This is a genomic window from Streptomyces longisporoflavus (genome assembly GCF_014649775.1).
GTDB lineage: Bacteria > Actinomycetota > Actinomycetes > Streptomycetales > Streptomycetaceae > Streptomyces > Streptomyces longisporoflavus.
In genome coordinates, this window is sequence record NZ_BMTR01000024.1 from 19641 (window position 1) to 41239 (window position 21599).

The 21599-nt window shown below is 69.7% G+C and carries 23 protein-coding genes; 8 read left to right on the top strand and 15 right to left on the bottom strand.

What is annotated here, in order from left to right; genetic code table 11:
- Positions 1 to 37 precede the first annotated feature (37 nt).
- Positions 38 to 862, bottom strand: coding sequence for an ATP-grasp domain-containing protein (locus IE226_RS34585; RefSeq protein ID WP_190085417.1), 825 nt, complete (start codon positions 860 to 862; stop codon positions 38 to 40).
- 265 nt (positions 863 to 1127) lie between these two features.
- Here IE226_RS34585 and IE226_RS34590 point away from each other — a divergent pair, with 265 nt between their 5' ends.
- Positions 1128 to 1472 (top strand): hypothetical protein, encoded by a 345-nt coding sequence (locus IE226_RS34590; protein ID WP_190085418.1) that lies wholly within the window; start codon positions 1128 to 1130, stop codon positions 1470 to 1472.
- Between the two features lie 244 nt (positions 1473 to 1716).
- Here IE226_RS34590 and IE226_RS34595 read toward each other — a convergent pair whose 3' ends face one another.
- Complete coding sequence (locus IE226_RS34595) at positions 1717 to 2742, bottom strand: SMP-30/gluconolactonase/LRE family protein (protein ID WP_190085419.1); 1026 nt, start codon at positions 2740 to 2742, stop codon at positions 1717 to 1719.
- Positions 2743 to 2906: 164 nt separating this feature from the next.
- Here IE226_RS34595 and IE226_RS34600 point away from each other — a divergent pair, with 164 nt between their 5' ends.
- Positions 2907 to 3848: a helix-turn-helix transcriptional regulator gene (locus tag IE226_RS34600; RefSeq protein WP_190085420.1), complete on the top strand. Its 942-nt coding sequence runs from the start codon at positions 2907 to 2909 to the stop codon at positions 3846 to 3848.
- Positions 3849 to 4026: 178 nt separating this feature from the next.
- Positions 4027 to 4284: a hypothetical protein gene (locus IE226_RS45135; protein ID WP_190085421.1), complete on the top strand. Its 258-nt coding sequence runs from the start codon at positions 4027 to 4029 to the stop codon at positions 4282 to 4284.
- Positions 4285 to 4336: 52 nt separating this feature from the next.
- Here the strand turns inward: IE226_RS45135 and IE226_RS34610 are convergent, their stop codons facing one another.
- The 9 genes from IE226_RS34610 to IE226_RS34650 all read right to left on the bottom strand — a co-directional run bounded on the left by IE226_RS34610 (position 4337) and on the right by IE226_RS34650 (position 13260).
- The gene (locus IE226_RS34610; RefSeq protein WP_190085422.1) at positions 4337 to 4822 is read right to left on the bottom strand and encodes a phospholipase; all 486 of its coding nucleotides are present in this window, start codon (positions 4820 to 4822) and stop codon (positions 4337 to 4339) included.
- A gap of 110 nt (positions 4823 to 4932) precedes the next feature.
- On the bottom strand, positions 4933 to 5730 hold the full coding sequence (locus tag IE226_RS34615; RefSeq protein ID WP_190085423.1) for an SAM-dependent methyltransferase: 798 nt from the start codon (positions 5728 to 5730) through the stop codon (positions 4933 to 4935).
- A gap of 211 nt (positions 5731 to 5941) precedes the next feature.
- Positions 5942 to 7021, bottom strand: coding sequence for a polyprenyl synthetase family protein (locus IE226_RS34620; RefSeq protein WP_190085424.1), 1080 nt, complete (start codon positions 7019 to 7021; stop codon positions 5942 to 5944).
- Between the two features lie 126 nt (positions 7022 to 7147).
- Positions 7148 to 7480, bottom strand: coding sequence for an STAS domain-containing protein (locus tag IE226_RS34625; protein WP_190085425.1), 333 nt, complete (start codon positions 7478 to 7480; stop codon positions 7148 to 7150).
- A gap of 374 nt (positions 7481 to 7854) precedes the next feature.
- Positions 7855 to 8715 carry a SigB/SigF/SigG family RNA polymerase sigma factor gene (locus tag IE226_RS34630; protein WP_190085426.1) on the bottom strand — a complete coding sequence of 287 codons (861 nt, stop codon included), beginning with the start codon at positions 8713 to 8715 and terminating at the stop codon, positions 7855 to 7857.
- A 123-nt stretch (positions 8716 to 8838) separates the two neighbouring features.
- Positions 8839 to 9201, bottom strand: a complete 363-nt coding sequence (locus tag IE226_RS34635; protein ID WP_190085427.1) for an STAS domain-containing protein — start codon at positions 9199 to 9201, stop codon at positions 8839 to 8841.
- 173 nt (positions 9202 to 9374) lie between these two features.
- On the bottom strand, positions 9375 to 9800 hold the full coding sequence (locus tag IE226_RS34640) for a pyridoxamine 5'-phosphate oxidase family protein (RefSeq protein WP_190085428.1): 426 nt from the start codon (positions 9798 to 9800) through the stop codon (positions 9375 to 9377).
- 71 nt (positions 9801 to 9871) lie between these two features.
- A complete protein-coding gene (locus IE226_RS34645; protein WP_190085429.1) occupies positions 9872 to 10909 on the bottom strand; it encodes an acyltransferase family protein in 1038 nt (345 codons plus the stop codon).
- 68 nt (positions 10910 to 10977) lie between these two features.
- Positions 10978 to 13260 carry a PIG-L family deacetylase gene (locus IE226_RS34650; RefSeq protein WP_190085430.1) on the bottom strand — a complete coding sequence of 761 codons (2283 nt, stop codon included), beginning with the start codon at positions 13258 to 13260 and terminating at the stop codon, positions 10978 to 10980.
- Positions 13261 to 13537: 277 nt separating this feature from the next.
- On the opposite strand from IE226_RS34650, the gene IE226_RS34655 reads away from it, so the two are divergent.
- The gene (locus tag IE226_RS34655; RefSeq protein ID WP_190085431.1) at positions 13538 to 14203 is read left to right on the top strand and encodes a HalD/BesD family halogenase; all 666 of its coding nucleotides are present in this window, start codon (positions 13538 to 13540) and stop codon (positions 14201 to 14203) included.
- A gap of 14 nt (positions 14204 to 14217) precedes the next feature.
- Here IE226_RS34655 and IE226_RS34660 read toward each other — a convergent pair whose 3' ends face one another.
- Positions 14218 to 14958, bottom strand: coding sequence for a TetR/AcrR family transcriptional regulator C-terminal domain-containing protein (locus tag IE226_RS34660; protein WP_190085432.1), 741 nt, complete (start codon positions 14956 to 14958; stop codon positions 14218 to 14220).
- Positions 14959 to 15161: 203 nt separating this feature from the next.
- Between IE226_RS34660 and IE226_RS34665 the strand changes: the two genes are divergently transcribed.
- Positions 15162 to 15761, top strand: coding sequence for a DUF4389 domain-containing protein (locus tag IE226_RS34665; RefSeq protein WP_190085433.1), 600 nt, complete (start codon positions 15162 to 15164; stop codon positions 15759 to 15761).
- A 57-nt stretch (positions 15762 to 15818) separates the two neighbouring features.
- On the opposite strand, the gene IE226_RS34670 is transcribed toward IE226_RS34665, so the two are convergent.
- The 3 genes from IE226_RS34670 to aztA form a co-directional block, all read right to left on the bottom strand.
- Complete coding sequence (locus IE226_RS34670; protein ID WP_190085434.1) at positions 15819 to 16571, bottom strand: TIGR03943 family putative permease subunit; 753 nt, start codon at positions 16569 to 16571, stop codon at positions 15819 to 15821.
- Positions 16568 to 17533, bottom strand: coding sequence for a permease (locus IE226_RS34675; protein ID WP_229871725.1), 966 nt, complete (start codon positions 17531 to 17533; stop codon positions 16568 to 16570). Before IE226_RS34675 ends, IE226_RS34670 begins: the two co-directional genes overlap by 4 nt.
- Before the next feature lie 172 nt (positions 17534 to 17705).
- Positions 17706 to 18449: a zinc ABC transporter ATP-binding protein AztA gene (aztA, locus tag IE226_RS34680; protein ID WP_373307088.1), complete on the bottom strand. Its 744-nt coding sequence runs from the start codon at positions 18447 to 18449 to the stop codon at positions 17706 to 17708.
- Between the two features lie 14 nt (positions 18450 to 18463).
- Here aztA and aztB point away from each other — a divergent pair, with 14 nt between their 5' ends.
- The 3 genes from aztB to aztC are packed head-to-tail and all read left to right on the top strand — an operon-like array spanning position 18464 to position 21566.
- Positions 18464 to 19360 (top strand): zinc ABC transporter permease AztB, encoded by an 897-nt coding sequence (gene aztB, locus IE226_RS34685; RefSeq protein ID WP_190085437.1) that lies wholly within the window; start codon positions 18464 to 18466, stop codon positions 19358 to 19360.
- An 11-nt stretch (positions 19361 to 19371) separates the two neighbouring features.
- Positions 19372 to 20610 (top strand): hypothetical protein, encoded by a 1239-nt coding sequence (locus IE226_RS34690; protein WP_190085438.1) that lies wholly within the window; start codon positions 19372 to 19374, stop codon positions 20608 to 20610.
- On the top strand, positions 20607 to 21566 hold the full coding sequence (aztC, locus tag IE226_RS34695; protein WP_190085439.1) for a zinc ABC transporter substrate-binding protein AztC: 960 nt from the start codon (positions 20607 to 20609) through the stop codon (positions 21564 to 21566). Before IE226_RS34690 ends, aztC begins: the two co-directional genes overlap by 4 nt.
- Positions 21567 to 21599 lie beyond the last annotated feature (33 nt).

Sequence of the window (21599 nt, forward strand, 5' to 3'; positions counted from 1 at the left end):
CATAGCGCGCGGAGTGGTTGAGAGGGTGCCTGCCCGCTCAGGCGTCCAGGAAGCGGTGCAGGGAAGCCGTCAGGTTGGTCGCGAAGGCGTGCCGGGTCTGCTCGGGGATCAGGTCCAGGGAGAGGTAGGGGTTGAGGTCCTCCAGCTCGACCAGAAGCAGGTCGCCCTCTCGTGTGCGGCAGGCGTCCACGCGCTGGATGCCGTGATCGAGAGTGTTCCAGTCGATGAACCGCCGGGCGAAGGCGAGGTCCGCTTCGGTGGGCTCATACGGTACGAGTTCCCAGCGCCGGGAGGGGTCGGGGGCGTAGAGGGCGTACTGGAAGGCGTCGTCGACGTAATAGAAGGACACCTCGTAGCGGAAGTCGATGCGCGGCTGGACCAGGACGTCGCCGTCGACCAGGTCACCGAGTTGGTCGGCGGGCGCGAAGGCCAGGCCGATGGAGTCCGCGCCCGCCTTCGGCTTGACCGCATACTGCGCGGTCGCAGGCAGCAGGTGGAGGTCCCGGGGCCGGTCGACGGTTGGGATGACCGGGTACCCGGCGGCGGTCAGGTCCAGCAGGTACTGCTTGCCGGCCATGTCGCCCCGCCCGGACAGCGGGTTGTAGACGCGAGTGCCGCGTGCCAGAGCCTGCTCCCGGAAGGCGTCGTAGGCCTCCTGGTAGTGCAGCACGGGACCGCTGTTGCGGACGAGGACCGCGTCGAACGCGTCCATCAGCCCGGCGGCGTCCATAGGGTGGCACAAGGCGATGGCGAAGGCGTCACCCAGCCGGGAGGACAGGAAGATGTCCTCGTCGCAGTAGCGTCGGCCTCGGGCCTGATAGGCGAGGTCGGTCACGAACAGAACGCGGGGGCGGGTAGGCACGGTGGATCTCCTAAAACAGTGATCACCAGTTTAGCCGGGCAGGCGCGGGCCCCTTGGGGAGACTCCGCCGCTCGCAGATCGGGGGGCCGGCGCCCTGCCCTCGCGCCGTTGGCCCGCCCGCCTGATCGTCCAGAAGCCGTGTTGTTTCCGGGCGAGTTCGCCCATTCCGGCCATGGGATCTCGGTCCGCGCGAGAGTGTGCTGCGTGGGCCCCCTTCGGCCCTGCCGTGCCGGTTCGATTCCTCTCTCGCCAAGGAGAGTCCATAGTGTCTGACCAGCAGTTCGACCCGTCCTCCTCGGAGCCCGTGGTCCCCCGCTCCGCGGTGACCGTAGCGGCGTTGCGGAAGGCGGTGGAACGTCTGGATGAAGAGCGGACAGCCGTGTTCGACGAGGAGTTCGCCCGGTCCAGAGGTGATGCCGTGGCCACGTCTGTGTTTCTGAGCAGGTGGTCCATGTGGGTAGAGCGGTACCGGGTGCCGGCGACCGCGGCCCGAATCCACGAGCTGGAGCTTGCGATGGGTGCGGCGGCGACGGACGAGGAGGCACGTGCGGTGGCGACGGAGATGAGCGAGCTGCTGTACAAGGTCACCGACGGTCTCGTCTTGCCGTGACGAGCCGGGGATTACGAGTACATCGGGCGCCGCTTGTACGTCGTGCGGGCGCTGCTTGCGCGTCGTGCAGATCAGCCGGGGGCCGTCCGTCTGAAGCGGGCCGGGAATGGTGGCGGGTTGCCCGGGAGCGGTATTGCAGAGGCCCCCTACCTGGAGGAGTCCTTCTACAAGCCGCGTCCTGTGGCGGGCCCGGCGGTGCTTGCGGGCACTCGCGCGCATCCTGTGTGCAATTAGGCTGCGCGGATCACACCGGTTCGGCGTCGGTCAGCGGGATGCTGGAGACCGTGAACGGCAGCACCTCCGGCGGCAGGCCGGCGATCCAGCGGTTGTACTGGCTGTTGACCACGATGATCCGGTCTCGGAAGATCGACGCCGAGCTGGGGTGGTGGAAGCCGCCGGGAGGGATGATGCGGGCGCTGTAGCGGCCCGCAGTCAGGTCGGCGGACATCTGGACGACGGCCACCTGCGGGATGAGGCCGGGGGTGGCGTTGATGTTGCCCTGGACCACGTGGAGGCGGCCGTCACGCCAGACGAGTCCGTCGCCGTTGCGGAGCAGGTGACCACCGAGGTCAACTTCGCGTACGTCGCCGGTGTGGCGGTCGATGCGCCACAGCTGGCCGGTATTGCTGTTGACGGTCAGCAGATGGCCGCCCACGCAGACGATGCCGTTGAGGTTGTGCTGCCCGTCGATCCAGTCGATGGGCGTGCGGGCGACGTCGAGCCAGCGCTCGAGGGTCCAGCGGGCGCCCGAGCGGGTCAGGCGGTAGATGACCGGGCGGAAGGAGTCGGTGGCGTAGGCGGTGCCATCGGATGCGACGGTGATCTCGTTGACGAACCCGCCCTCCACGCCGTGCAGCAGGGCGAGGAGAGTGCCGCCGGCCGTGTCGTACACGCGCAGCGTGCCGGTGTCCGCGCCCCCCACGAAGAGCCGGCCGGCGCCGTCGACGGCCAGGCCGGAGGTGATGCTGCGGCCGTCGGCGCCGTCGGGCGACCAGGGGCGTACCTGAGGCTTGGTGAGGTGGCCCCGGTAGAGCGTGCCGTCCTCGGCGCTGCCGACGTAAAGGTGACCGGTGCGTGGGTCGTTGGCGCTGCCGGTGGGGAACGCGCGGTCTCCAGGTACGACATAGCGGTCCGGGAGTACCGCGCCGCGGGCCCGGGCGGGCGCCGCCGGACGCGCGGCGGCCGGCGGCGTCACGGCCAGGACCGCGGTGGCGGCCGTGGCAGCGGTGGCGGACAGCACGGAACGCCGGGACAGGGGCTGCTTCGTCATACACCCACTCCTCGTCGGGATGCGCCGGTGTGCGCGGTGGTCGTACGCCGCCATTGTCGGCAGGTGCGGGAGACGCTGTGATCCCTCCGCTGTTCCCGGGTACGGCCCTTCATGGGTACTGGCAGGACCACCCTCACGCGCCCGCTTGAGGAGATGATGGCGTGATGAAGCGACGTACCGAGCTCGGAGAGTTCCTGCGTTCCCGCCGCGCCCGACTGCTCCCCGAAAAGGTCGGCTTGGCCCCCGGCGGCGGCATCCGGCGGGTGCCAGGGCTGCGCCGCGAGGAGTTGGCATACCTGGCCGGGATCAGCGTCGAGTACTACGTACGCCTTGAGCAGGGCCGCAACCCCGGTGTCTCCGAATCCGTACTGGACGCGGTCGCCCGGGTGCTGGAGCTGGACGAGGACGAGCGCAGCCACCTGCACCGCCTGGCCCGGCAGCCGGCCGGCGGGCCACGCCAGGACCGGCCGCAGCAGGCCAGGCCGGGCCTGCGGCAGCTGCTGTACGCCATCGGCGACACACCCGCGTTCGTCTTCGGGCGGCGTATGGACATCCTTGCCTGGAACCAGCTCGCGTGCGCGCTGATCACCGACTTCGGGGCACTGGCTCCGCATGAGCGCAACCTCGCCCGGCTGGTGCTTCTCGACGAGAGCGTGCTCCGGCTCTACCCGGACCGGGAGTTCGTCGTCAAGGACACGGTGGGCCACCTGCGCCTCGACGCCGGACGACACCCCGACGACCCGCAACTGGCCGCGCTCGTCGGCGAGCTGTCGCTGAAGAGCGAAGAGTTCCGCAGGCACTGGTCGATGCACACGGTCAAGAGCAAGTCGCACGGCTACAAGCGCTTCGAGCACCCGGTGGTGGGTGCGCTGACGCTGCAGTTCGAGACCTTGCACCTGCCCGACGACCGCGAGCAGTACCTGACCGTCTACACCGCGCGGCCGGGGACGGCGGACGCGGAAAGCCTGCGCATCCTGTCCAGCTGGTACGGCGACGGCACGCCTCGCGACCGCAGCTTCGAACCCGGCCAGGGCCGGGCCCCCGGCACCGGCCCAGAGCGGTCGCGGGACACCGGCACCCACTCCTCCGGCTCCGCCGAGCCCTGACTGCACCGGCCCCGTCCCGGCAGGGCCCCTGTCCGGCGCCCGAACTGACGACCCCTATGGCTCAGGCGCCGTCGATTCGGTCGAGCAACGCGCGGGCCTCTATGGTGCGGCGATGGGCCGGGCCGAAGGAGGCCAGGCAGGCTTCGTTAGCGGTTGCGGCCCGGACACGGGCTTCGCTGTGGCGGCCCAGCTCCAGGAGGGCGGTGGCCACGACAAGATCGATGGCGCCGGCCTCCTGACCGCGCTGCTCCGGGGGCAGACCGCGGTGCAGCTCGGCGGCGCGCTCGGCCTCGGCGAGAGCCTCCTCATGGCGGCCCTGCCCGTTGAGGCTGCGGGCCAGGCCCAGCCGCAGAACCAGGAACAGCCGGTCCGGTTCGCGCAGCGTGGCCAGGGCCTAGGGGACGCGGGTGGTCCGCTGCGGCGGTGGGGCAGGTGATGGGCGGCGATCGCGTATGCGGTCACCGCCCATCGCGCGGGTAGGGGGTCGGTCAGCGGGCGGTCCCGTCGCCCACCACACCGGAGAAGCCCAGTTTGTCGACGGCCTGGTAGTAGGTCCAGGCCGTGCCGTTGCAGGTGGTTCTCGTCGCGCCGCTGTATCCCGCGCACACTCTCTTCAGGTCCTCGTAGAAGGCGCTGTCGACGCGGGCTTTGTTGGCGTTGAACGTGCCCGCTTCCTTGTAGTTGCGGTAGCCGAAGTCGTGGCGAGCGCAGGCCGTCTTGAAGGGGAAGCCCAGCGGGTTGTCGGGGGAGCTTGAGCAGTAGTCGGTGGTCCAGTTGAACTGGTAGGCGCTCCAGGCCCCCTGGTTTCCGTTGGCCGACACCCAGGCGCTGTAGCTGCCCGCGTCGGTCTGGGTCCACCTGCTGAGCACCTGCGCCTTGTCCGCGGGCACGGCCGAGGCGGGGGCCGCGGCTACGCCAAGACCCAGGGTGAGAGAAGCGGCGCTTACGGCGAGAGCGGTCAGTCGACGGCGCATGGGGCCTCCTGTGGGGGGATGACACTTCCGTCTCAACAAGCGGTTTCATTCCCACAGTTGGCACTTCAACAAACGGGAAGTTCGCGTGAACTCCGTGTGGCCGGCGGGGTTTACGGCACGCGTGCCACGCCGACCCAGCCCGCCCTTATGGTCAGCGTGCCGGGCATGGCCGCGTCCGGCTTCCACTTCGGCCAGGGCACGAAGCCGGGGTCGACCAGTTCAAGACCGTCGAAGAGCGAGACCGTCTGCTCCGGGCCGCGCAGAATGTAGGGAATGGCGCCGGAGTTGTTGTACTCCTCCTGCACGCTGCGGTGCAGCTCGTCGTCGGCATCGGAATGTGTCAGCGAGACATAGCTGCCGGAAGGGAGGCCCGCCACCAGGCCGCGCACCAGAGTCAGTGCGTCTTCCCAGGGGTCTATGTGACCGAGCACATCATTGATCACAAGGCCGATGGGCCGGGACATGTCGAGCGTTTTCGCGGCGCCCTGGAGAATCTGGCCGGTGTCGCGCATGTCCGCCAGCACGTAATCGGTGGCGCCTTCGGGCGTACTGCGCAACAGCGTGTCGACGTGCATCAGGACGATCGGGTCGTGGTCCACGTAGACGACCCGGCAATCTCGCGCTATGCGCTGGGCGATCTCGTGGGTGTTGTTGGCCGTTGGCAGCCCGGCACCCACGTCGAGGAACTGTTTGATGCCTTCTCGCGCCATCCAGCTCACCGAACGGCGCAGCACGTCGCGCGACTCCCGGGCCATCGGGACGATCAGGGGGAACTTCTCCTTGTAGGCGTCTCCGGCCCGTTGGTCGGATTCGTAATGGTCCTTGCCGCCCAGCCAGTAGTTCCATACGCGTGCGCTGTGCGGAAGGGAGGTGTCTATCTGGTGGATGTCTGCCGGTTCACTGCTCATCAGGTGCCTCTCAAAGCGTGGGGCGGGGCAAGGACAGTGGAACGTTCCGGTCTTTTTCGAGTCAGGCTGTCACCACGTGCGCCCCGGGCGCAACGTTGGCGCCGGCGGAGAGGCCCGGGCAGGCTGTCACGTCAACGAGCCCGCCACCGGCGCGAGTTCGCGCTTCTTGCCTGCCTTGGTGCCGACGTGGACCGAGGCGCGGGGCAGGAGGTCATCGGGTTCTGCGGGTGTTCCACATCGGCAGTTGTTCGAAGAGGGAGACGGCCTTTTCGTTCCAGTGCCGGTGCCAGGAGGCGGCTTCCTCGGCTGCGGCTTGCGCGTAGCGGTCGATGTCCGTCTGCAGGAGGGTGTGGACGTTGTGGTGGTGGGCGATGTCACGGATGCGATCGATGGTCTGCGGTGTGCAGTGGGGGTTGCCGAGGGCGGCTTCGACGGTGTCGTGCTCGGCTCCGCTCGTGACGGCGAGGAGCCGGCGGGTCAGGTAGGTGAGGCGACCGGCCCGCAGGTCGGCGCCCCGGGGTTTGCCCGTCATCGCGGGGTCGCCGAAGAGGTCGAGGTAATCGTCGCGCAGCTGCCCGCTGAGGCCGGCCGACTGCGCATAGCGGCGCAGGCTTTCCTCGTGCTCCGCCAGGTCCTGGCCTGCGGCCAGCAGGCCCAGGCGCAGGGGAGCCAGGATGGTGTAGCGGGCTGTCTTGTACTCGACGACCGTTTCCGGCAATGCCTCATCGGCCCAGGGGTGTACGTCGCGTTCGAGGTCGAGGACCTGACCGATGACGGTTTCGGTGGTAACGCCGAGCTGGACATCGAGCAGGGCCTGTTTGCTGTCGGCGGGCAGGTCGGCCTCCAACAGGACGCGCAGGGCCAGGAAACCGGCCAGATCACCCACCATCATGGCGAGTCCCAGCGCGGCCCGGGGGTTGTGCGGGAGGTCTTCGCGGCATGCGTAGTACGTGGAGGGGCCGCCGCGTCGCGTCGGCGAGTCGTCCGTGATGTCGTCGAGGATGAGCGCGTGACTGTGGAGCAGTTCGAGACTCAGGGCCGCCTCCGCGAGTCCCGGTACCTCCTTGTCGGTGACCAGGCCTGCGGCCTCGTAGAGCAGGGCGACCCGGACCCGCTTGCCGCCGCGCAGGGACAGCTGCGCCAGCAATTCCAGACAGCGGGGCGGGAATCGGCCCAGTTGTGCACCGTTGAGGTCGCCGGGGAGATCGGCGAAGTACTTCTCGAAGGCCGCGTCGAACCGCTGTTGATGGCCGGCGGCACGCTCCAGGGCGCCGGGAGTACTGCTGCTCATGAGGTTCGGGCCGACCTTCCCACGTGGATGCGAGTGGCCAGCTTGCCATTCGCCGGGAATGCGGCCGCGACCGGTGCCGGAAGCGAGATCCACGGAACTGGACGAAACTACGCCGTGGCTACGCGGCTACGTCTCTACGAGACGCAGGGTCGCTATCCGCTCCCAGCCGTAGGCGGCAGTCCTCGCACGCAGCCCCAGTTCGCTGCCCGCCCTGACGATCAGGCACTGGGGCGGGCTGAGGCGACAGGCCAGGAGGGCGAGAGTCTGCAGGACGCTGTTCGACACGTAGTGCACGTCGGTGAGATCGAGGATGATCTCGTCGGTCCGTGCGGCTTCGTCGGTCAGCGCCAGCGCCAGGGGCCCTCGGTGAGAGCCGAGGACCTCGCCCCGCAGTCGCACACCGGGGCTGGTCGGCAGGGGCAGCATCAGCAGGACTTCGTCTGCGAAGTAGCCGCGCATTACTACTCCCGGGGTCTGGGGGAGAGCACACCGGTGGGAAGCGCGATGGCGGGAGCTGAAAGGCCGAGGCGCCAGGAACGCGGTGTGCCGTGGTGTGGCGGAAAGAGGCTCCCGCTGGAAGCAGCCGCTGGCAAAAGGGCCCCCACCCGGGCCCGGAAGATCGCCGGCAAGTCGGCTGCTGCGCTAACAGCAACCACTTGACCGCGGACTATTTGCAGCGTAGCGCGGCACACACTTGGTCGACAGGCATATACGGACTGCTTCCAAGACAGTCCTCGACACCCCAGCCCTGCTGCCACCCCGCTCTCTTGGATGTTGCCGCCACCAGGTCTGTGTGATGACCGCCGGGCGAGAGAACACAGCCCTCACCCTGGTCAGCTGTTGCTCATCAAGCCCGCACGCAGCTCGGCGATGACACGGGTGATCAGGCGTGAGACGTGCATCTGGGAGCAGTGCAGCACTGCGCCGATCTCGCTCTGGGTGCGTTCCTCGACGAAGCGGAGGTGGATGATCCGGCGGTCGCGTTCGTCGAGGCCGGCGATCAGCGGGGCGAGAGACCGGAAGTTGACGATCAGGTCGAAGGACTGGTCCTCGAAGCCTACGAAGTCCGCGAGGGCCGGTTCGGAATCATCGCTTCCACCAGTGAACGTGCCGTCCAGTGAGAAGGAGGCGTAGCCGTTGGAGGCCACCTGTGCCTGTACCACCTCGCAGGGCTCCAGCTGCATCAGTTCCGCGAGCTCCGCCGTGGAGGGCGAGCGTCCGAGGCGGGTGCTCAACTCCTCGGTGGCCTTGGCCAGTTCGAGGCGGGCTTCCTGCAGGCGGCGCGGTACGTGCACGGCCCAGCTGGTGTCGCGGAAGAACCGCTTGATCTCACCGGTGATGTAGGGAACGGCGAAGGAGATGAACTCGACCTCGCGGGTCAGCTCGAACCGGTCGATGGCCTTGATCAGGCCGATCGTGCCGACCTGGATGATGTCTTCCATCTCCTGCGGGCCGCGGTGCCTGAACCGTGAGGCCGCGTACTGCACGAGGGAGAGGTTGATCTCGATCAGGCAGCCGCGCACGTACCGGTAGTCGTGCGTTCCTTCATCGAGCTTGCCGAGCTGGTCGAAGAAGCGCTTGGAGATGGTGCGCGCGTCGCGCGGGCTTACCGATGACGGGTCGGTGTGTGCCCGCCGGGCGATCTCGTCCTCCGCTTGCGTCTGCGTCCGCCGGCTCTCCGTCGTTGCGAGCATGCATCCCGCTTCCCGTCATGAGCTGGGCGCTCTGCCCGTACCCGGCCACGTGCCCAGCAACGGCCGGGGCACACCCGATCGGGGCGGTCAATGCAAGTCTGCGGTAAGAAGGGGGGGGGCGGTTCAGGCGAGGCTGGCGAGGGCCCGGGAGAGGCTGGGGCAGATCGTGAAGATCGCTTCGGTGCCGGAAACGCTGAGGCGGCGCCGGAAGGTTGCCGTCACTGGGCCGACCAGGATCAGCCGGGTGTCTTGGCAGGCGTTCAGCAGCAGTCCCAGCAGGGTCGCGTCGCCGAACGTCATCGCTCCCAGATCCACGATCAGTGGAGTGCCCTGTCCGGCGGCGCGAGTGAAGGCATCCTCGAGCTGGTCGCTGGTGGTGGCGTCCGCGGTGCCGCGCAGGGTCAGGACGTAGGCGTCCGGGTCGTGGAACTCCGCCTCAAGTACCAAGAGCGGCTCCTCAAACGCGTCTCTGCTCGAGGGGCTCATCCGGCCAGCATGTCAGACAAGCAGACTTTGCTTCCGCGCACCCCGCGCACCCCCGGGCCGCCGGTGGTACGCGGAGGGCCGGCCGGCGGTGTCGTCGCCGGCCCAGTCGCTGTGGTGGGCGGCGGCGCGCGGAGTGCGCGGCCTGGAACACCGGGCGCTGCCGCCCGTCCCGTTCAGCCCGCTCCCATATCGGCCGACAGCCAGTGCTCCGGCCGCATCCGGACCACGACGTGATCGCCGAGCTCGGCCTCCGCCCACACCGCGTACTGCTCAAGCGCGTCACCCGCCAGATAGCGGCCGGCCATCTCGCGGTGCAGGCCGCCGGCCGCCTCGGTCACCTCGGCGACGGGCCCTTCGACAGAGACGTACCTGACCGTCGGCGTCGTGCGCTGGACCAGCAGGCTGAAGTGGCCTGCGGCCCTGATCCGCTGCATCTTGCGGGAGTCCACGCCGGTGAGGATCCAGGGCAGGCCGCCGGGCTCATAGGCGTACCAGATCGGCACCAGCAGCGGCCCGCGTGCGTCACCCGCGTCGACGCCGAGGGCGGCGACATGCGGCTCGGACAGGAACTGTTCGCGTTCTTCACGGGAGAGCGCCATACAGCAACCGTAGGCGCGGCCACCGGCAGCGGCAGCGCGAGGCGGGGCGGGGAAGCGCGCCGCGCCCGTCCCTACCGCGAACGCTCGCCCACCGGCACGGCAGTCCGCGGCAGCCGAGGCTCCACCAGCGGACGCAGCAGTTTCCGTACCGGTGGAGTCGACAGCAGGAACACCGCGGCGATGACACCGAGGGTGAGCAGGATCTGGCCGGCCGCGCCCAGGTCCTTCACGGCCGGGTACAGGCCCGCTGCCTCGCCCGCGCGGATCAGGAGGCCGTGCAGGAGATAGGGGTACATCGTGGCTGCGCCGAGAGCCGTAAAGGCCGTACGGCGTCGGGGCACACAGGCGAAGAACGCGGCGACCAGCACCGCGCTGAGGGCGAAGAGGCAGATGCGTACGGCCAGATACTGCGGCCAGGTCACGTCGAGGTCCGTGTAGCCGGCGTCCATGGACAGCCAGTGCTCATCGGGTGCGGGGATCAGCAGGTACGCGGCGATCCCGGCGCAGGCCAGTGCCGCCACGCCGCAGCGGCGGGCCGCCCTTCGGCGCAGGAGGGCGAAGTGCTCCGGGCGCAGGTTCAGGCCGAGGACGAACCACGGCAGGAACATCAGCACGCGCGGAAGCGCCAGGTCGTAGCCCATCGTCGTGAGGCCGGCCGCGAGGGAGATCAGTACGGCGATCGGCACGGGGTGGCGGATCGCCCGCCACAGGGGAGTGCTCAGCCGCCACAGGAACAGGGCGACGAGGAACCAGCAGAGGTAGGTGGGTTCCGTGGGGGTGAGGGTAAAAGGCTCGCCTCGTACGGCGCTGTTCGTGGCGGAGTAGGCCGTCTCGAACAGGAGGTAGGGGATGAGCACCCCTTCGATCAGGCGGCGTACCTGGTCGGGGCGGCCGGTGAAGCGCTGCGAAAAGTAGCCGCACAGCAGGATGAACGCCGGCATGTGGAACGCGTACACCAGGGTGTGGACCGCCTGGAGCGTGTGCGTGCCGTTGACGATCTGCTCCCAGGAGTGGCCGAGAGCGACCAGGACGATCAGGAGGAACTTCGCGTTGTCGAAGAACGGGTCGCGCGGGTCCTGAGGGCGCTGGGTGTCCTGCACGTCCCGCATGTCCTGCGTGTCCTGTTTGTTCGGTGTGTTCCGCGGGTCTTGCCGATTGGTGGCGGGCAGCATCCGCATCACGCCTTCGACCTCCCCGCCGTCGTGGGCTTCGTCGGCTGCCAGGGGGCCAGGCGACCTCCTCCACGCGGGGCACGGGTCCAGTACAGGCGGCTGTCGAGACCGAGCATGGCGAGGACGACGCCGCCCGAGGCCAGCAGAACACTTGCCGGCGCGCCGGCCGGGAGCACCCCGGTCTGGTTCCACTGCGGTCGGCGCCCGGCGGTGCCCCGGGCAGCCCAGGCCGTGGCGACATCGCCCGTGGCGGTCCGCGCCGCGAGCAGGACAGTGCCCCGGCCGTCCGGAGCGGCACTCACCGGGCCGTAGCCGCCGGGCCCGCCCAGATCGGTGACGGCCGGCGACCTGTGCGCGCCGGATGACCTGCGCGTGCTGGATGACCGGCGCACCCGGCCCGGCTCCGCCGGGGAAGGGGTGAGGGCGTCCGCGTGCAGGCCGGCCGAGCACACGTGCCCGGAGCCGGGGGCGCGGTAGAACACCCGGACACCGTCGTCGTCCCTGCGGACGGTCAACGGCAAGGTGGTGACCGGAAGACCGGTGGCCAGCGGGCCGCGCACCTTCGCACCCGGGCTGTCCTGGACCCAGGCCAGGACGCTGTGCGGGGTGGCGGCAAGGACGTAGGCGCGCCCGGCGCGGTCCGTCGCGGCGACCGGATCGCCGTGCACGGCCTTGCCGCCGAGGCCCCGCCAGGGCGTCCACGTCCCGTCCGTCTGCCGCATGCGCGCGGTCAGCTGGTGGCTGCTGTCGCGCAGGAACACCGCCATCGTGCCGTCGTCGTGCACCACGACCGCGGGCGAACTGATGTCGTTGGTACCGACCTCGTCGGACAGCTCCGGGCTGCCCAGCGACTGCCAGGGGCCAAAGGGCCCGCCCGGGTCCTCCTGAACGACGAACCCCGCTTCCCTGCGGTAAGCGGCCGCGGACTGATCGCCGAGCAGGGTGCGCGTTCCGAAGACGGCGATGCGTCCGTCGGGCAGGGCCACCGGCCGTACACCGGTGTCCATACCGGTCTCCGTCTGGAATACGGGCCCCGTCCACCGGCTCGAACTCCGTCGCCCGCCGCTTCCTGTCGCCTCGGCGGGCCGGTGCCAGTGCGCGATCCGTCCGTCCAGTACGGCGAAGGCCCACAGGCTGTCGTCCTTGCCCGCCAGGAGCCAGTCGGTGCCGCTGTCGCCGGCGTGGTGGATGCTGTGCGACCAGCGGGGCTTCGGATGCGCGGCGACTTTGAGGTCGCCACAGCCCGCCGGGTCCGTGCAGGAGTTCCGTGAGGTGTCGTCGCTCCAGGAGTACGTCTCGAGGGTCCGGGCCTTGGAGGCGCCGGAAGCGGGGTCGAGTGCCCGGGGCAGACCGCCGTTGAAGTAGCCCATGTAGGCCTGCACGGTGAAGTGAGGACGTGCGCCGCCCGCGGCGTAGCGGGCGAGGGCCTGCTGGACGAACCGGGCGCCGAAACGGTGATCCTGGTGGTCGGAGCACCTGAGGTTGCGGTCGAGGCGGCCCGGCGTCGGGTTCTGCATGCGCACCTGGGTCGGCCGGAACCGCTCCAGGTAGCCGGTCAATGTCTGGATGAGCTGTTCCCTGCTGTACGAGAAATCGCGGGTGACCACACCACCGTGCGCCAACTGGGAGCCGAGCACACCCACCCGGCCCTGCCACAGCCCGTGCAGACTGTGCGGGCGGTCACCGCGGATGCTGCCCGCCTCGTGCAGCAGCGTCCACACCAATTGGACGTGGGGATATCCCCGCAGCGTGTCGAGCTCAGCCTGCCCGCCGCCCGCCGTCGCGATGACGGAGCGCTGCCAGGGGTGGCCCGGCTGCCCGGTGACCATTTCCGCGTAGGCGGCGCGGATACCGTTCTGCCGTGCCTTGGCGAACTTGTGCTTGTCGCGGGCGGGGCGGGGGCCGCCCCGGCCCGCGCCCTCCCGGGGCCCGTTGATGCCGTTGGACTCCCCGGATGTCAGGTAGATGGTGGCCAGGGGCCGGCCGCTGCGCAGCGACTGTCCGACCTCGGGGTTGATGAAGAACAGGTCGTCGTCGGGATGCGCGACGATCTGCACGATCGACTCCGTGGTCTCGGGCTGCGGCCCGGAGGCCGCCCACGTACCCGAGGGGCCCGCCGTACTCATGTCGGGTGACTGGTGAGGATTGACGGGCGCGCTGCCGCTGTCACTCTCCGCGCGGAGTGCCATGCCTATGCCGACACCTACGGGCGTCATGGCCCCCAGCACGGTGGCGGCGAGAACATTGCGACGGGTTGCGCGCGCGAGGATGCGCTTTTCGGGGGCCATGGAGGGTCTTGCCTTATCTGAATCTGACGTACCGGCCACTCGGCCAACAGCTGCCGCTGCCACTTCCTTGATCACGGGGGAGGATGATCTGCGGACGCGCCGGGTTGTCCCCAGTGATCTTCCTCACGGCGGCGGAGCGGCTGCTGCCTGCGCTTTTTCTGCCTGCGGTCTACGCCTACGCGGATGAATTTCCGGGACGGATGGCGCCGCGCGGAAAGAGGAGACGGCCCCGGGACGGAGCGACATGGTTGTGGGCGGAGCCGGGTAAAGCGTGTGCGTGCTGTCCTTACCCGAGTACACCCGTGCCCTCCGCGACCGTTTCGCCGCCGACGGCTACCTGCCCCTGCCCGCACTGGTGCCACCCGAGGCGCTGCCGGTCCTCGACAGCGAGGTCAAGCGGCTGGGAAAGCTTGCCGTGCGACGGGACTTCGCCATGGAATGCATGGACCGCTCACCCCGTCACATGACCACCCTCGGCGGCCACGCCATCGCCCGGGAGTCCGAACTGATCCCGCAGCTGTACCGCGACGAGTATCTGCTCGACCTGCTCGGCCGGATCGCGGACCTGCAGGCCGTTCCCGTGAGCGATCCCCTCGAACGCCACGTCATCAACAGCCTCCATCAGCAAGGCGACACCCACGGAGCTCACACCGACGACTACCCCCTGGCGCTGGTGCTGTTCACCGAGGCACCGGCCGACCCCGCCGACGGCGGACTCCTGGAATACGCCCAACGCGCCGGCAACCTGAACACCCTCCGCAGCGACGCCGCCAGGCGTGCCCATCACCGGCCCGGTGACGGCTATCTCCTGCGCAGCGACACCACGGCCCATCGCGTCACTCCGCTACGCCGAGCCGGCCTGCGCCGTACAGTCCTCAACTTCGCCTACACCACGCCAAACAGGCAGCAGGCCGTGACCCGCTCCGCCTCTCAGCTGTACTGACCACGGCACCGTCGTCAGGATCGACGGCGGGCGGTTCGCGGCCGGGTCGGTCCGTCGGCGCGGGCCCGCTCGAGCCCGTCGAGGATCAGGTCGAGTCCGAACATGAACTCGTCGCCGTGGTCGTATCCCGGCTGAAGGATGTGTTCTACGGTCATCTCGGTGAGGTGGGGATAGCGGCCCGAGGTGAGTTGCGCGTGCGGAGCGGGCGTGACTTTCGCCGACTTCTGCGCTGTCTCCGCCGTGGCGTCCTCCGCCGTTCCCTGCTCAGCCGTGGCGTCGAGGGGCAGGCTCGCCTCCTGGAGTGCGAAGCCGTAGATGTAGCTGTCCAGGACGGAGACCACATGGGCGGTCAACTCGATCGTGAATCCCGCTGCGCGGAGCGTTGCGATCACGGCGTCGTGGTGGCGCAGGGTGGCCGGCCCCGGGGCGGCCCGTGACTCCATGAGGCCCGTCGCCCAGGGATGGCGGGACATGACCGTGCGGGCGGAGACGGCCCGGCGGCGCATGGCGGATTGCCAGTCGCTTTCGCCGGTCGGCAGGTCGATCTCCTCGAAAACGGAGTCGATCATGCCGTCGAGCAGGTCGACCTTGTTCGCCACGTGACGGTACAACGACATTGCCTCGACACCGAGTTCCACGCCGAGCTTGCGCATGGTGAGCGAGTCGATCCCGTTCGCGTCGGCGAGCAGGACGGCAGTGCGCAGTACCCGCTCCCGGCTCAGCGGGGGCCGGGAACCGGCCTCGGCGTGGCTCATCGGCTCTCTCCGGTCCCGCGCCTTGACGGTTGTCTTCAGCAAGCGTACGACTTACAAAGTAAGCTTACGTTGTAAGGGTCCGATCATGGTCTCCGAACAGCGCAGACCGAAGGGCCCATACGGGCAGCAGGTCGCCTGCGGGTCACGCACGCGGCGGCGCGAGGTCGCCGCACCCCATGCCGTGCCGTCCCAAGGAGGGCACCATGACACTGGCCACTCCCTACCCCGCTCAACTCGACCTTCGAAGCACACATCACGTGGCCCGCTGGCGGCCGCTGGTGCAGTGGCTCCTCGCGGTGCCGCAACTGCTGATCGCCTACGCGCTCAGCCTGCTGCGTAGCGTGCTGACCTTCATCGCCTTCTTCACCGTGCTGTTCACCCGGCGCATCCCCCGCCCGCTCTTCGACGCGATCGCCATGACCTTCCGCTACGAGTGGCGCGTCGCCAGCTACGTGCTGTTCCTGCGGGAGGATTACCCGCCCTTCGACTTCCAGTCCGCTTCAGGCGACGACGGGGTCGATCCGAACACCCTCGTGACGTTCACCTACCCCGAACGGATGTCGCGGTGGCAGCCCCTGGTCAAGTGGCTGCTCGCTGTCCCGCACTACCTGGTGCTGTTCGTGCTCAGCATGGCCGCGATGATCGCTGTGATCGCGGGATTCTTCGCTGTTCTGATCACCGGCGAATACCCTCCCGGGCTCCGGGCTTTCGTCGTGGGCGTCTATCGCTACAACCTGCGTGTGCAGGCATACGTCGGCCTGCTCACCGACAGTTACCCGCCCTTCAGCCTGCATGCCGGATGACGGACGCCCGGCATCAGAGGGCCGGGCGTGGCGTGACACCGGGAGAGGGGCCTGGCCTCAGCGTTCCTCGTAGGGGTCCGACGGCTCGGTGATCGCACGGACCGTCGTGGCGTCCAGCACGGGGGGCCAGGCCGCTGCCGGACCCAGCCTGCCCCGGGGGTGCCAGGTGCCCGTCACCGTCACCCATGCGTCGGCCTCCGGTGCCCCCGCGCCTCGGACCTCTGCCTTGACCGCGGTCGCGTCGGCGGCGCAGCACGCCACTTGCAGCCGGGTGACGTACCAGGTGCCGCCGTCGCCCGTGGAGACGAACCCGGTCAGGCGCACCGTGCGGTCGCGCAGCGAGTACCTGCTGTCGTAGGCGGCGCGGGAGCCGAACTCGGCCAGGCTCAACTCCACCGGGTCGCCGGCCGGAAGTGCGGGGAACGTGCCGACGTACTCCTCGGCACGCCGGGCTTCCTCCCGGGCCGCACTGTAGGAACCCAGCGCAGGCGGCGGGAAACAGAGCAGCGCGACGGCGGGAAGAGCGAGCAGCCAGGCGATGCGCGGGCCGCCCGCGTGGGAGTGGCCGTGGTCCGGTCCGTCCTCGGCCGGGTGACCGTGCCCTTCGGTGCCGGGGGCACCCGTCCGTGCCGCTCGCACGGTCAGTGCACCCCGTAGCAGACCGAGCGATCCCAGCATCACCCCGGAGAGGATCAGATAGGGACGCAACCCTGCCTGTACGTACCGGAGGTAGAGGTCACTGAACAGCGAGATGCGCAGCACCGCGGCGCCCACCAGGAGCAAGAGAACGGCGGGACCGTACTTCCTCACAGCAGCCACCACCCCACGAGCACACTGCCCAACACCGCGGTCACCCAGGTGGCGGACGAGAACCGCAGGGCGAACTCCCGCCCGAACGTGCCCGCCTGGAGCGCGAACAGCTTGAGGTCGACCATCGGCCCGACCACCATGAAGGCCAGCTGGGCCACCGGTCCGAACCCGCTCAGCGACGCGGCGACGAAGGCGTCCGCCTCGCTGCACACGCACAACACCACGGCGAGCAGGGCCAGGAGCAGGACCGACACCCAGGCGGATGCCGTGAAGACGTCGAGCAGCGCTCGCGGCACGGCGATGTTGAAGGTCGCTGCCGCGCCCGCTCCCACCACCAAAAAGCCCCCGGCGTGCAGGAAGTCGTGTTGCAGCCCCGCCACGAAGGCACCCGCGCGTGAGGTGCCGGATTCGGCCGCCGGTCTCGACGACAGGCGAAGCCACTGCGTGCGGCCGAAGCGCGCCCACAGCCAGCCCATGGCCACGGCGGTGGCGAGCGAGGCGGTGAACCGAGCTACCACCATCATCGGTTGGCCGGGGAACGCGAGCGACGTGGCGACGAGCACGACGGGGTTGATCGCGGGAGCGGAGAGCAGGAAGGCGAGCGCTGCCGCTGGGGCGACCCCGCGCCGCATCAGACTGCCGGCCACCGGCACGGACGCGCACTCGCATCCGGGCAGGACCGCACCGGCCGCGCCCGCCACCGGCACCGCCAGCGCCGGACTGCGCGGCAGCAAGCGGGAGAAGACCCGCCCGGGGACGAGCGCGCCGACGGCCGCGGAGACCAACGCGCCGAGCAGGAGGAACGGCACCCCCTGGACGACGACGGCGGTGAACACGGTCCACCAGGCCGCGACGGGCGGTGTGTAGAGGTCGAGCGCGAGCATCGGCCCGAGCAGGACGGCGACCGTGACGATGGTGAGGAGTGCGAGTGCGCCGAGCAGGAGCTGCACGCAGATCCGCATGGTCAGGCGCACGGCGTCGGCGAATCCGCCACGTCTCCCCGCGTACTTCTGATCGCTCACGTAACTCGCTTCGCCGTTGCGCATCCACTGTTCCCGACCGGCCGGCGGCCCTCGGTGCGGTGATCACACGGTGCCGAGCGGAACCGGCGCGGGCCGCCCGTATCCGGCCGCTTCACGCCGGTTGCCAGATCCGGGACAGGGCCGTGGGGGTGAGTACCTGCTCGGGCGGGCCCTGCCCGACCAGCCGTCCGTCGCTGAGGAGCAGGCAGGCGTCGGCCGAGCGGGCGGCCTCCAGGTCGTGGGTGGCCTGGACGACGGTCGTGCCGTCGGCGACAAGTTCCGTCAGCAGCGCAGTGATCCGCTGCCGGGCTTCGGGGTCGAGCCCGGTGGTCGGCTCGTCCAGGAGCAGCAGGTCGGATTGTTGGGCGAGGCCCTGGGCGATCAGGACGCGCTGACGTTGCCCGCCGGACAACTCGCCGAGCTGGCGGGTGGCCAGGTCGGCGATGCCCAGTCGTTCCATGGCGGATTCGACCACGCTGTGGTCCTGGTGGGTCGGCCGCCGCCACAGCCCTCGCTCTTGCCAGCGGCCCATCTCCACGGTCTGCCGTGCCGTGAGGGGGAGTGTGTCGCCCACGGCGCCGCGCTGCGGGACGAAGGCAGGGGGGCGGCCTTCTGCGTAGCGGAGCTGTCCGGATGTGGTGTCGATCACTCCGGCGATGACGCCGAGCAGCGTGGACTTACCGCTGCCGTTCGGTCCGACGAGCGCTGTCATGGCCAAGGCCGGTATGGAGGCGCTGAGTTGGCGGAGTACTGGACGGCCGGGGTAGCCCGCGTCCAGGTCGCTGAACCGGAGGCGCTCGCTCCCCGGGGCGTCGCCGGGCGGTGCCGGTGGGTGGTTTTTGAACATGGTTGTCATTGTAGGGTGCTCGCATGGAGTGGTTGACGGCCCCTTTCGAGGTGGCCTTTGTGCAGCGGGCCCTGTGGGCCGGGATTCTGGTGTCGGCGATATGCGCCCTCGCGGGGACGTGGGTGGTGCTGAGGGGGATGGCCTTCCTCGGTGACGCCATGTCCCACGGCCTGCTGCCCGGCGTCGCGGTCGCCGCGCTGCTCGGGGGCAACCTGCTGGTGGGGGCGGTGGTGAGCGCGGTCGTCATGACGGCCGGTGTCACCGCCCTCGGCCGAACTCCGAGGCTGTCCCAGGACACCGGCATCGGTCTGCTCTTCGTCGGCATGCTGTCCCTCGGCGTCATCATCGTGTCGCGCTCGCAGTCGTTCGCCGTGGACCTCACCGGGTTCCTCTTCGGTGACGTCCTCGCCGTACGCGAGAGCGACTTGATCCTCCTGGGGGCGGCGCTGGTCCTTGCGCTGGTCGTCTCGGTGTTCGGTCACCGTGCCTTCCTGGCCCTCGCGTTCGACGAACGCAAGGCACGGACGCTCGGCCTGCGTCCTCGACTGGCGCACGCCGTGCTGCTCGGGCTGCTGGCCCTGGCCATCGTCGCCTCCTTCCACATCGTGGGCACGCTGCTCGTACTCGGCCTGCTCATCGCCCCGCCGGCGGCAGCCCTGCCCTGGGCGCGCAGCGTCCGCGGCGTCATGAGCCTCGCCGCGGCGCTCGGCGCGGCCGCCACCTTCGGCGGCCTGCTGCTCTCCTGGCACCTGAGCACCGCCGCCGGCGCGACCGTCTCGGCCCTCGCCGTCAGCCTCTTCTTCTTGTCCCACCTGGCGTCCGGGTGGCGGCACCGGCGTCGTGCCCGCCGCGCCGGGCTTCCCGCCCGTGCCGCCACGTTCACCGCAAACGCCCCCACGACCCGACCGAACGAAACCTGAGGCGATCTCCCTTGTTCGTCCGAAGAAACGTCATACCCCTGGTGCCTGCACTCCTGTCCGTGGTCTTGCTGACCGCGGGTTGCGCCGGCCAGGACGACGCCAAGTCCAGCTCCGAAAGCCCCTCTTCCTCCGCCACCCCCCACGGCTACGTCGAGGGTGCCGAAGAGGCCGCCGAGCAGCAGTCCCGGCTCCTTCTCGGCGACCCCGGCACCGGCGACACCCGAGTGCTGGACCTGATCACCGGCAAGACCCACGACACGGCTCGCAGAGCCGGTGCCACCGAACTCACCACGGACGGCCGCTTCGGCTACTTCCACGGCGCGGACGGCACCCACGTCCTCGACAGCGGTGCCTGGATGGTCGACCACGGAGACCACGTGCACTACTACCGCGCGAAGATCCGACAGGTGGGCCAAATCCCCGGCGGCGCCGGCACGAGCATCCGCAGCGATGCGGGCGTCACGGTGGTCACGGCAGCGGACGGCAAGACGGACGTATACGCCCGTGCCGATCTGGAGAAGGGTGCCCTCTCCGCCCCCGACCACCTCCCGGGTACCTATGCCGGGGCCGTCGTGCCGTACGCGGAACACCTGGTCGCCCTCACGAGCGACGGCGACGCCGCCGCGAAGGTCGTTGTGCTCGACCGGTCCGGCAAGCGCGTCGTCGCTCCGGAGTCCCGGTGCAAGGACCCCAAGGGGGACGCGGTCACCCGGCGGGGGATCGTCCTCGGGTGCGCCGACGGTGCGTTGCTCGTCCACGAGGACGACGGCACCTTCGCCGCCGAGAAGATCCCGTACGGCAAGGACGTGCCGAAGGCGGAGCGGGCCACGGAATTCCGGCACCGGCCGGGCAGCACCACGCTCACCGCACCGGCGGGGAAGGACGCCGTCTGGGTCCTGGACGTCACCGAGCGTTCCTGGAAGCGAGTGGAGACCGGCCCCGTGGTCGCCGCCAACACCGCCGGTGAAGGCGCCCCGCTCGTCGTCCTGGAGACCGACGGAGCCCTGCACGGTTACGACATATCCACCGGCAAGGAGACCGCGGTCACCAAGCGTCTGCTGAAGGACGTCCCCGAGGCCGCCACCGGTAAGGCCGCGGCGCAGGTGATCGAGGTCGACCGGAGCCGGGCCTACCTCAACGATCCCGCGGGCAAGCGCGTGTACGAGATCGACTACAACGACAATCTCCGTGTCGCCCGCACCTTCGAGCTGGAGATCCGGCCGTCCCTGATGGCGGAGACGGGCCGATGAGCGCGCGTGTGCGGGCAGCGCGGGTGCGCGCCGCGCTGTTGACCCTGGTCGCCTTCTTTGTCGTCGCCGGTACGGCGTCCGGCTGTGCGGGTGGCGATGAGCGGCCCCGGGTCGTGGTGACGACCAACATCCTCGGTGACATCACCCGGGAAATCGTCGGGGACGAGGCGGACGTCAGTGTCCTGATGAAGCCCAACGCCGACCCGCACTCGTTCGGCCTGTCGGCCGTACAGGCCGCCGAGTTGGAGAACGCCGACCTCGTCGTCTACAACGGCCTGGGCCTTGAGGAGAACGTCCTGCGGCACGTGGAGGCGGCCCGCGAATCAGGGGTGGCCACCTTCGCGGCCGGCGAGGCGGCCGATCCCCTCACCTTCCACGCCGGCGAGGAGGGCGGCCCCGACGCCGGGGCCGGCGAGCCGGACCCGCACTTCTGGACCGACCCCGACCGCGTGCGCGAGACGGTCGGCCTGATCACCGACCAAGTCGTGGAACACGTCGACGGCGTGCGCGAGAAGGCCGTCCGGGACAACGCCGAACACTACGACGGACAACTCGCCGACCTCACCACCTGGATGGAGAAGTCCTTCGCGGACATCCCCGAGGACCGCCGCGCCCTGGTGACCAACCACCACGTCTTCGGGTACCTGGCCGAGCGCTTCGGCTTCCGAGTGATCGGCGCGGTCATCCCCAGCGGCACCACACTCGCCTCACCGAGCTCCTCCGACCTGCGCTCCCTCACCCGGGCCATGGAGAAGGCCGAGGTGCGCACCGTCTTCGCCGACTCCTCCCAGCCCACCCGGCTCGCAGAGGTCCTGCGCCAGGAGATGGGCGGCGAGGTGGACGTCGTCTCCCTGTACTCCGAGTCGCTGACCGAGAAGGGCAAGGGCGCCGGCACCTACCTGGAAATGATGCGCGCCAACACCTCGGCCATGGCCGAAGGCCTCACCGGTGACTGACCAACTTCCCCCGAGGACCGGCGCATCGACCGC

What these genes read in the sequence shown, in the direction of transcription:
- IE226_RS34595 (WP_190085419.1), bottom strand. Translation starts at nt 2,742, where the DNA reads ATGACGAAGCAGCCCCTGTCCCGGCGTTCCGTGCTGTCCGCCACCGCT.
- IE226_RS34600 (WP_190085420.1), top strand. Translation starts at nt 2,907, where the DNA reads ATGAAGCGACGTACCGAGCTCGGAGAGTTCCTGCGTTCCCGCCGCGCC.
- IE226_RS34610 (WP_190085422.1), bottom strand. Translation starts at nt 4,822, where the DNA reads ATGCGCCGTCGACTGACCGCTCTCGCCGTAAGCGCCGCTTCTCTCACC.
- IE226_RS34615 (WP_190085423.1), bottom strand. Translation starts at nt 5,730, where the DNA reads ATGAGCAGTGAACCGGCAGACATCCACCAGATAGACACCTCCCTTCCG.
- IE226_RS34620 (WP_190085424.1), bottom strand. Translation starts at nt 7,021, where the DNA reads ATGAGCAGCAGTACTCCCGGCGCCCTGGAGCGTGCCGCCGGCCATCAA.
- IE226_RS34625 (WP_190085425.1), bottom strand. Translation starts at nt 7,480, where the DNA reads ATGCGCGGCTACTTCGCAGACGAAGTCCTGCTGATGCTGCCCCTGCCG.
- IE226_RS34630 (WP_190085426.1), bottom strand. Translation starts at nt 8,715, where the DNA reads ATGCTCGCAACGACGGAGAGCCGGCGGACGCAGACGCAAGCGGAGGAC.
- IE226_RS34635 (WP_190085427.1), bottom strand. Translation starts at nt 9,201, where the DNA reads ATGAGCCCCTCGAGCAGAGACGCGTTTGAGGAGCCGCTCTTGGTACTT.
- IE226_RS34640 (WP_190085428.1), bottom strand. Translation starts at nt 9,800, where the DNA reads ATGGCGCTCTCCCGTGAAGAACGCGAACAGTTCCTGTCCGAGCCGCAT.
- IE226_RS34645 (WP_190085429.1), bottom strand. Translation starts at nt 10,909, where the DNA reads ATGCGGGACGTGCAGGACACCCAGCGCCCTCAGGACCCGCGCGACCCG.
- IE226_RS34650 (WP_190085430.1), bottom strand. Translation starts at nt 13,260, where the DNA reads ATGGCCCCCGAAAAGCGCATCCTCGCGCGCGCAACCCGTCGCAATGTT.
- IE226_RS34660 (WP_190085432.1), bottom strand. Translation starts at nt 14,958, where the DNA reads ATGAGCCACGCCGAGGCCGGTTCCCGGCCCCCGCTGAGCCGGGAGCGG.
- IE226_RS34665 (WP_190085433.1), top strand. Translation starts at nt 15,162, where the DNA reads ATGACACTGGCCACTCCCTACCCCGCTCAACTCGACCTTCGAAGCACA.
- IE226_RS34675 (WP_229871725.1), bottom strand. Translation starts at nt 17,533, where the DNA reads ATGCGGATCTGCGTGCAGCTCCTGCTCGGCGCACTCGCACTCCTCACC.
- aztA (WP_373307088.1), bottom strand. Translation starts at nt 18,449, where the DNA reads ATGACAACCATGTTCAAAAACCACCCACCGGCACCGCCCGGCGACGCC.
- aztB (WP_190085437.1), top strand. Translation starts at nt 18,464, where the DNA reads ATGGAGTGGTTGACGGCCCCTTTCGAGGTGGCCTTTGTGCAGCGGGCC.
- aztC (WP_190085439.1), top strand. Translation starts at nt 20,607, where the DNA reads ATGAGCGCGCGTGTGCGGGCAGCGCGGGTGCGCGCCGCGCTGTTGACC.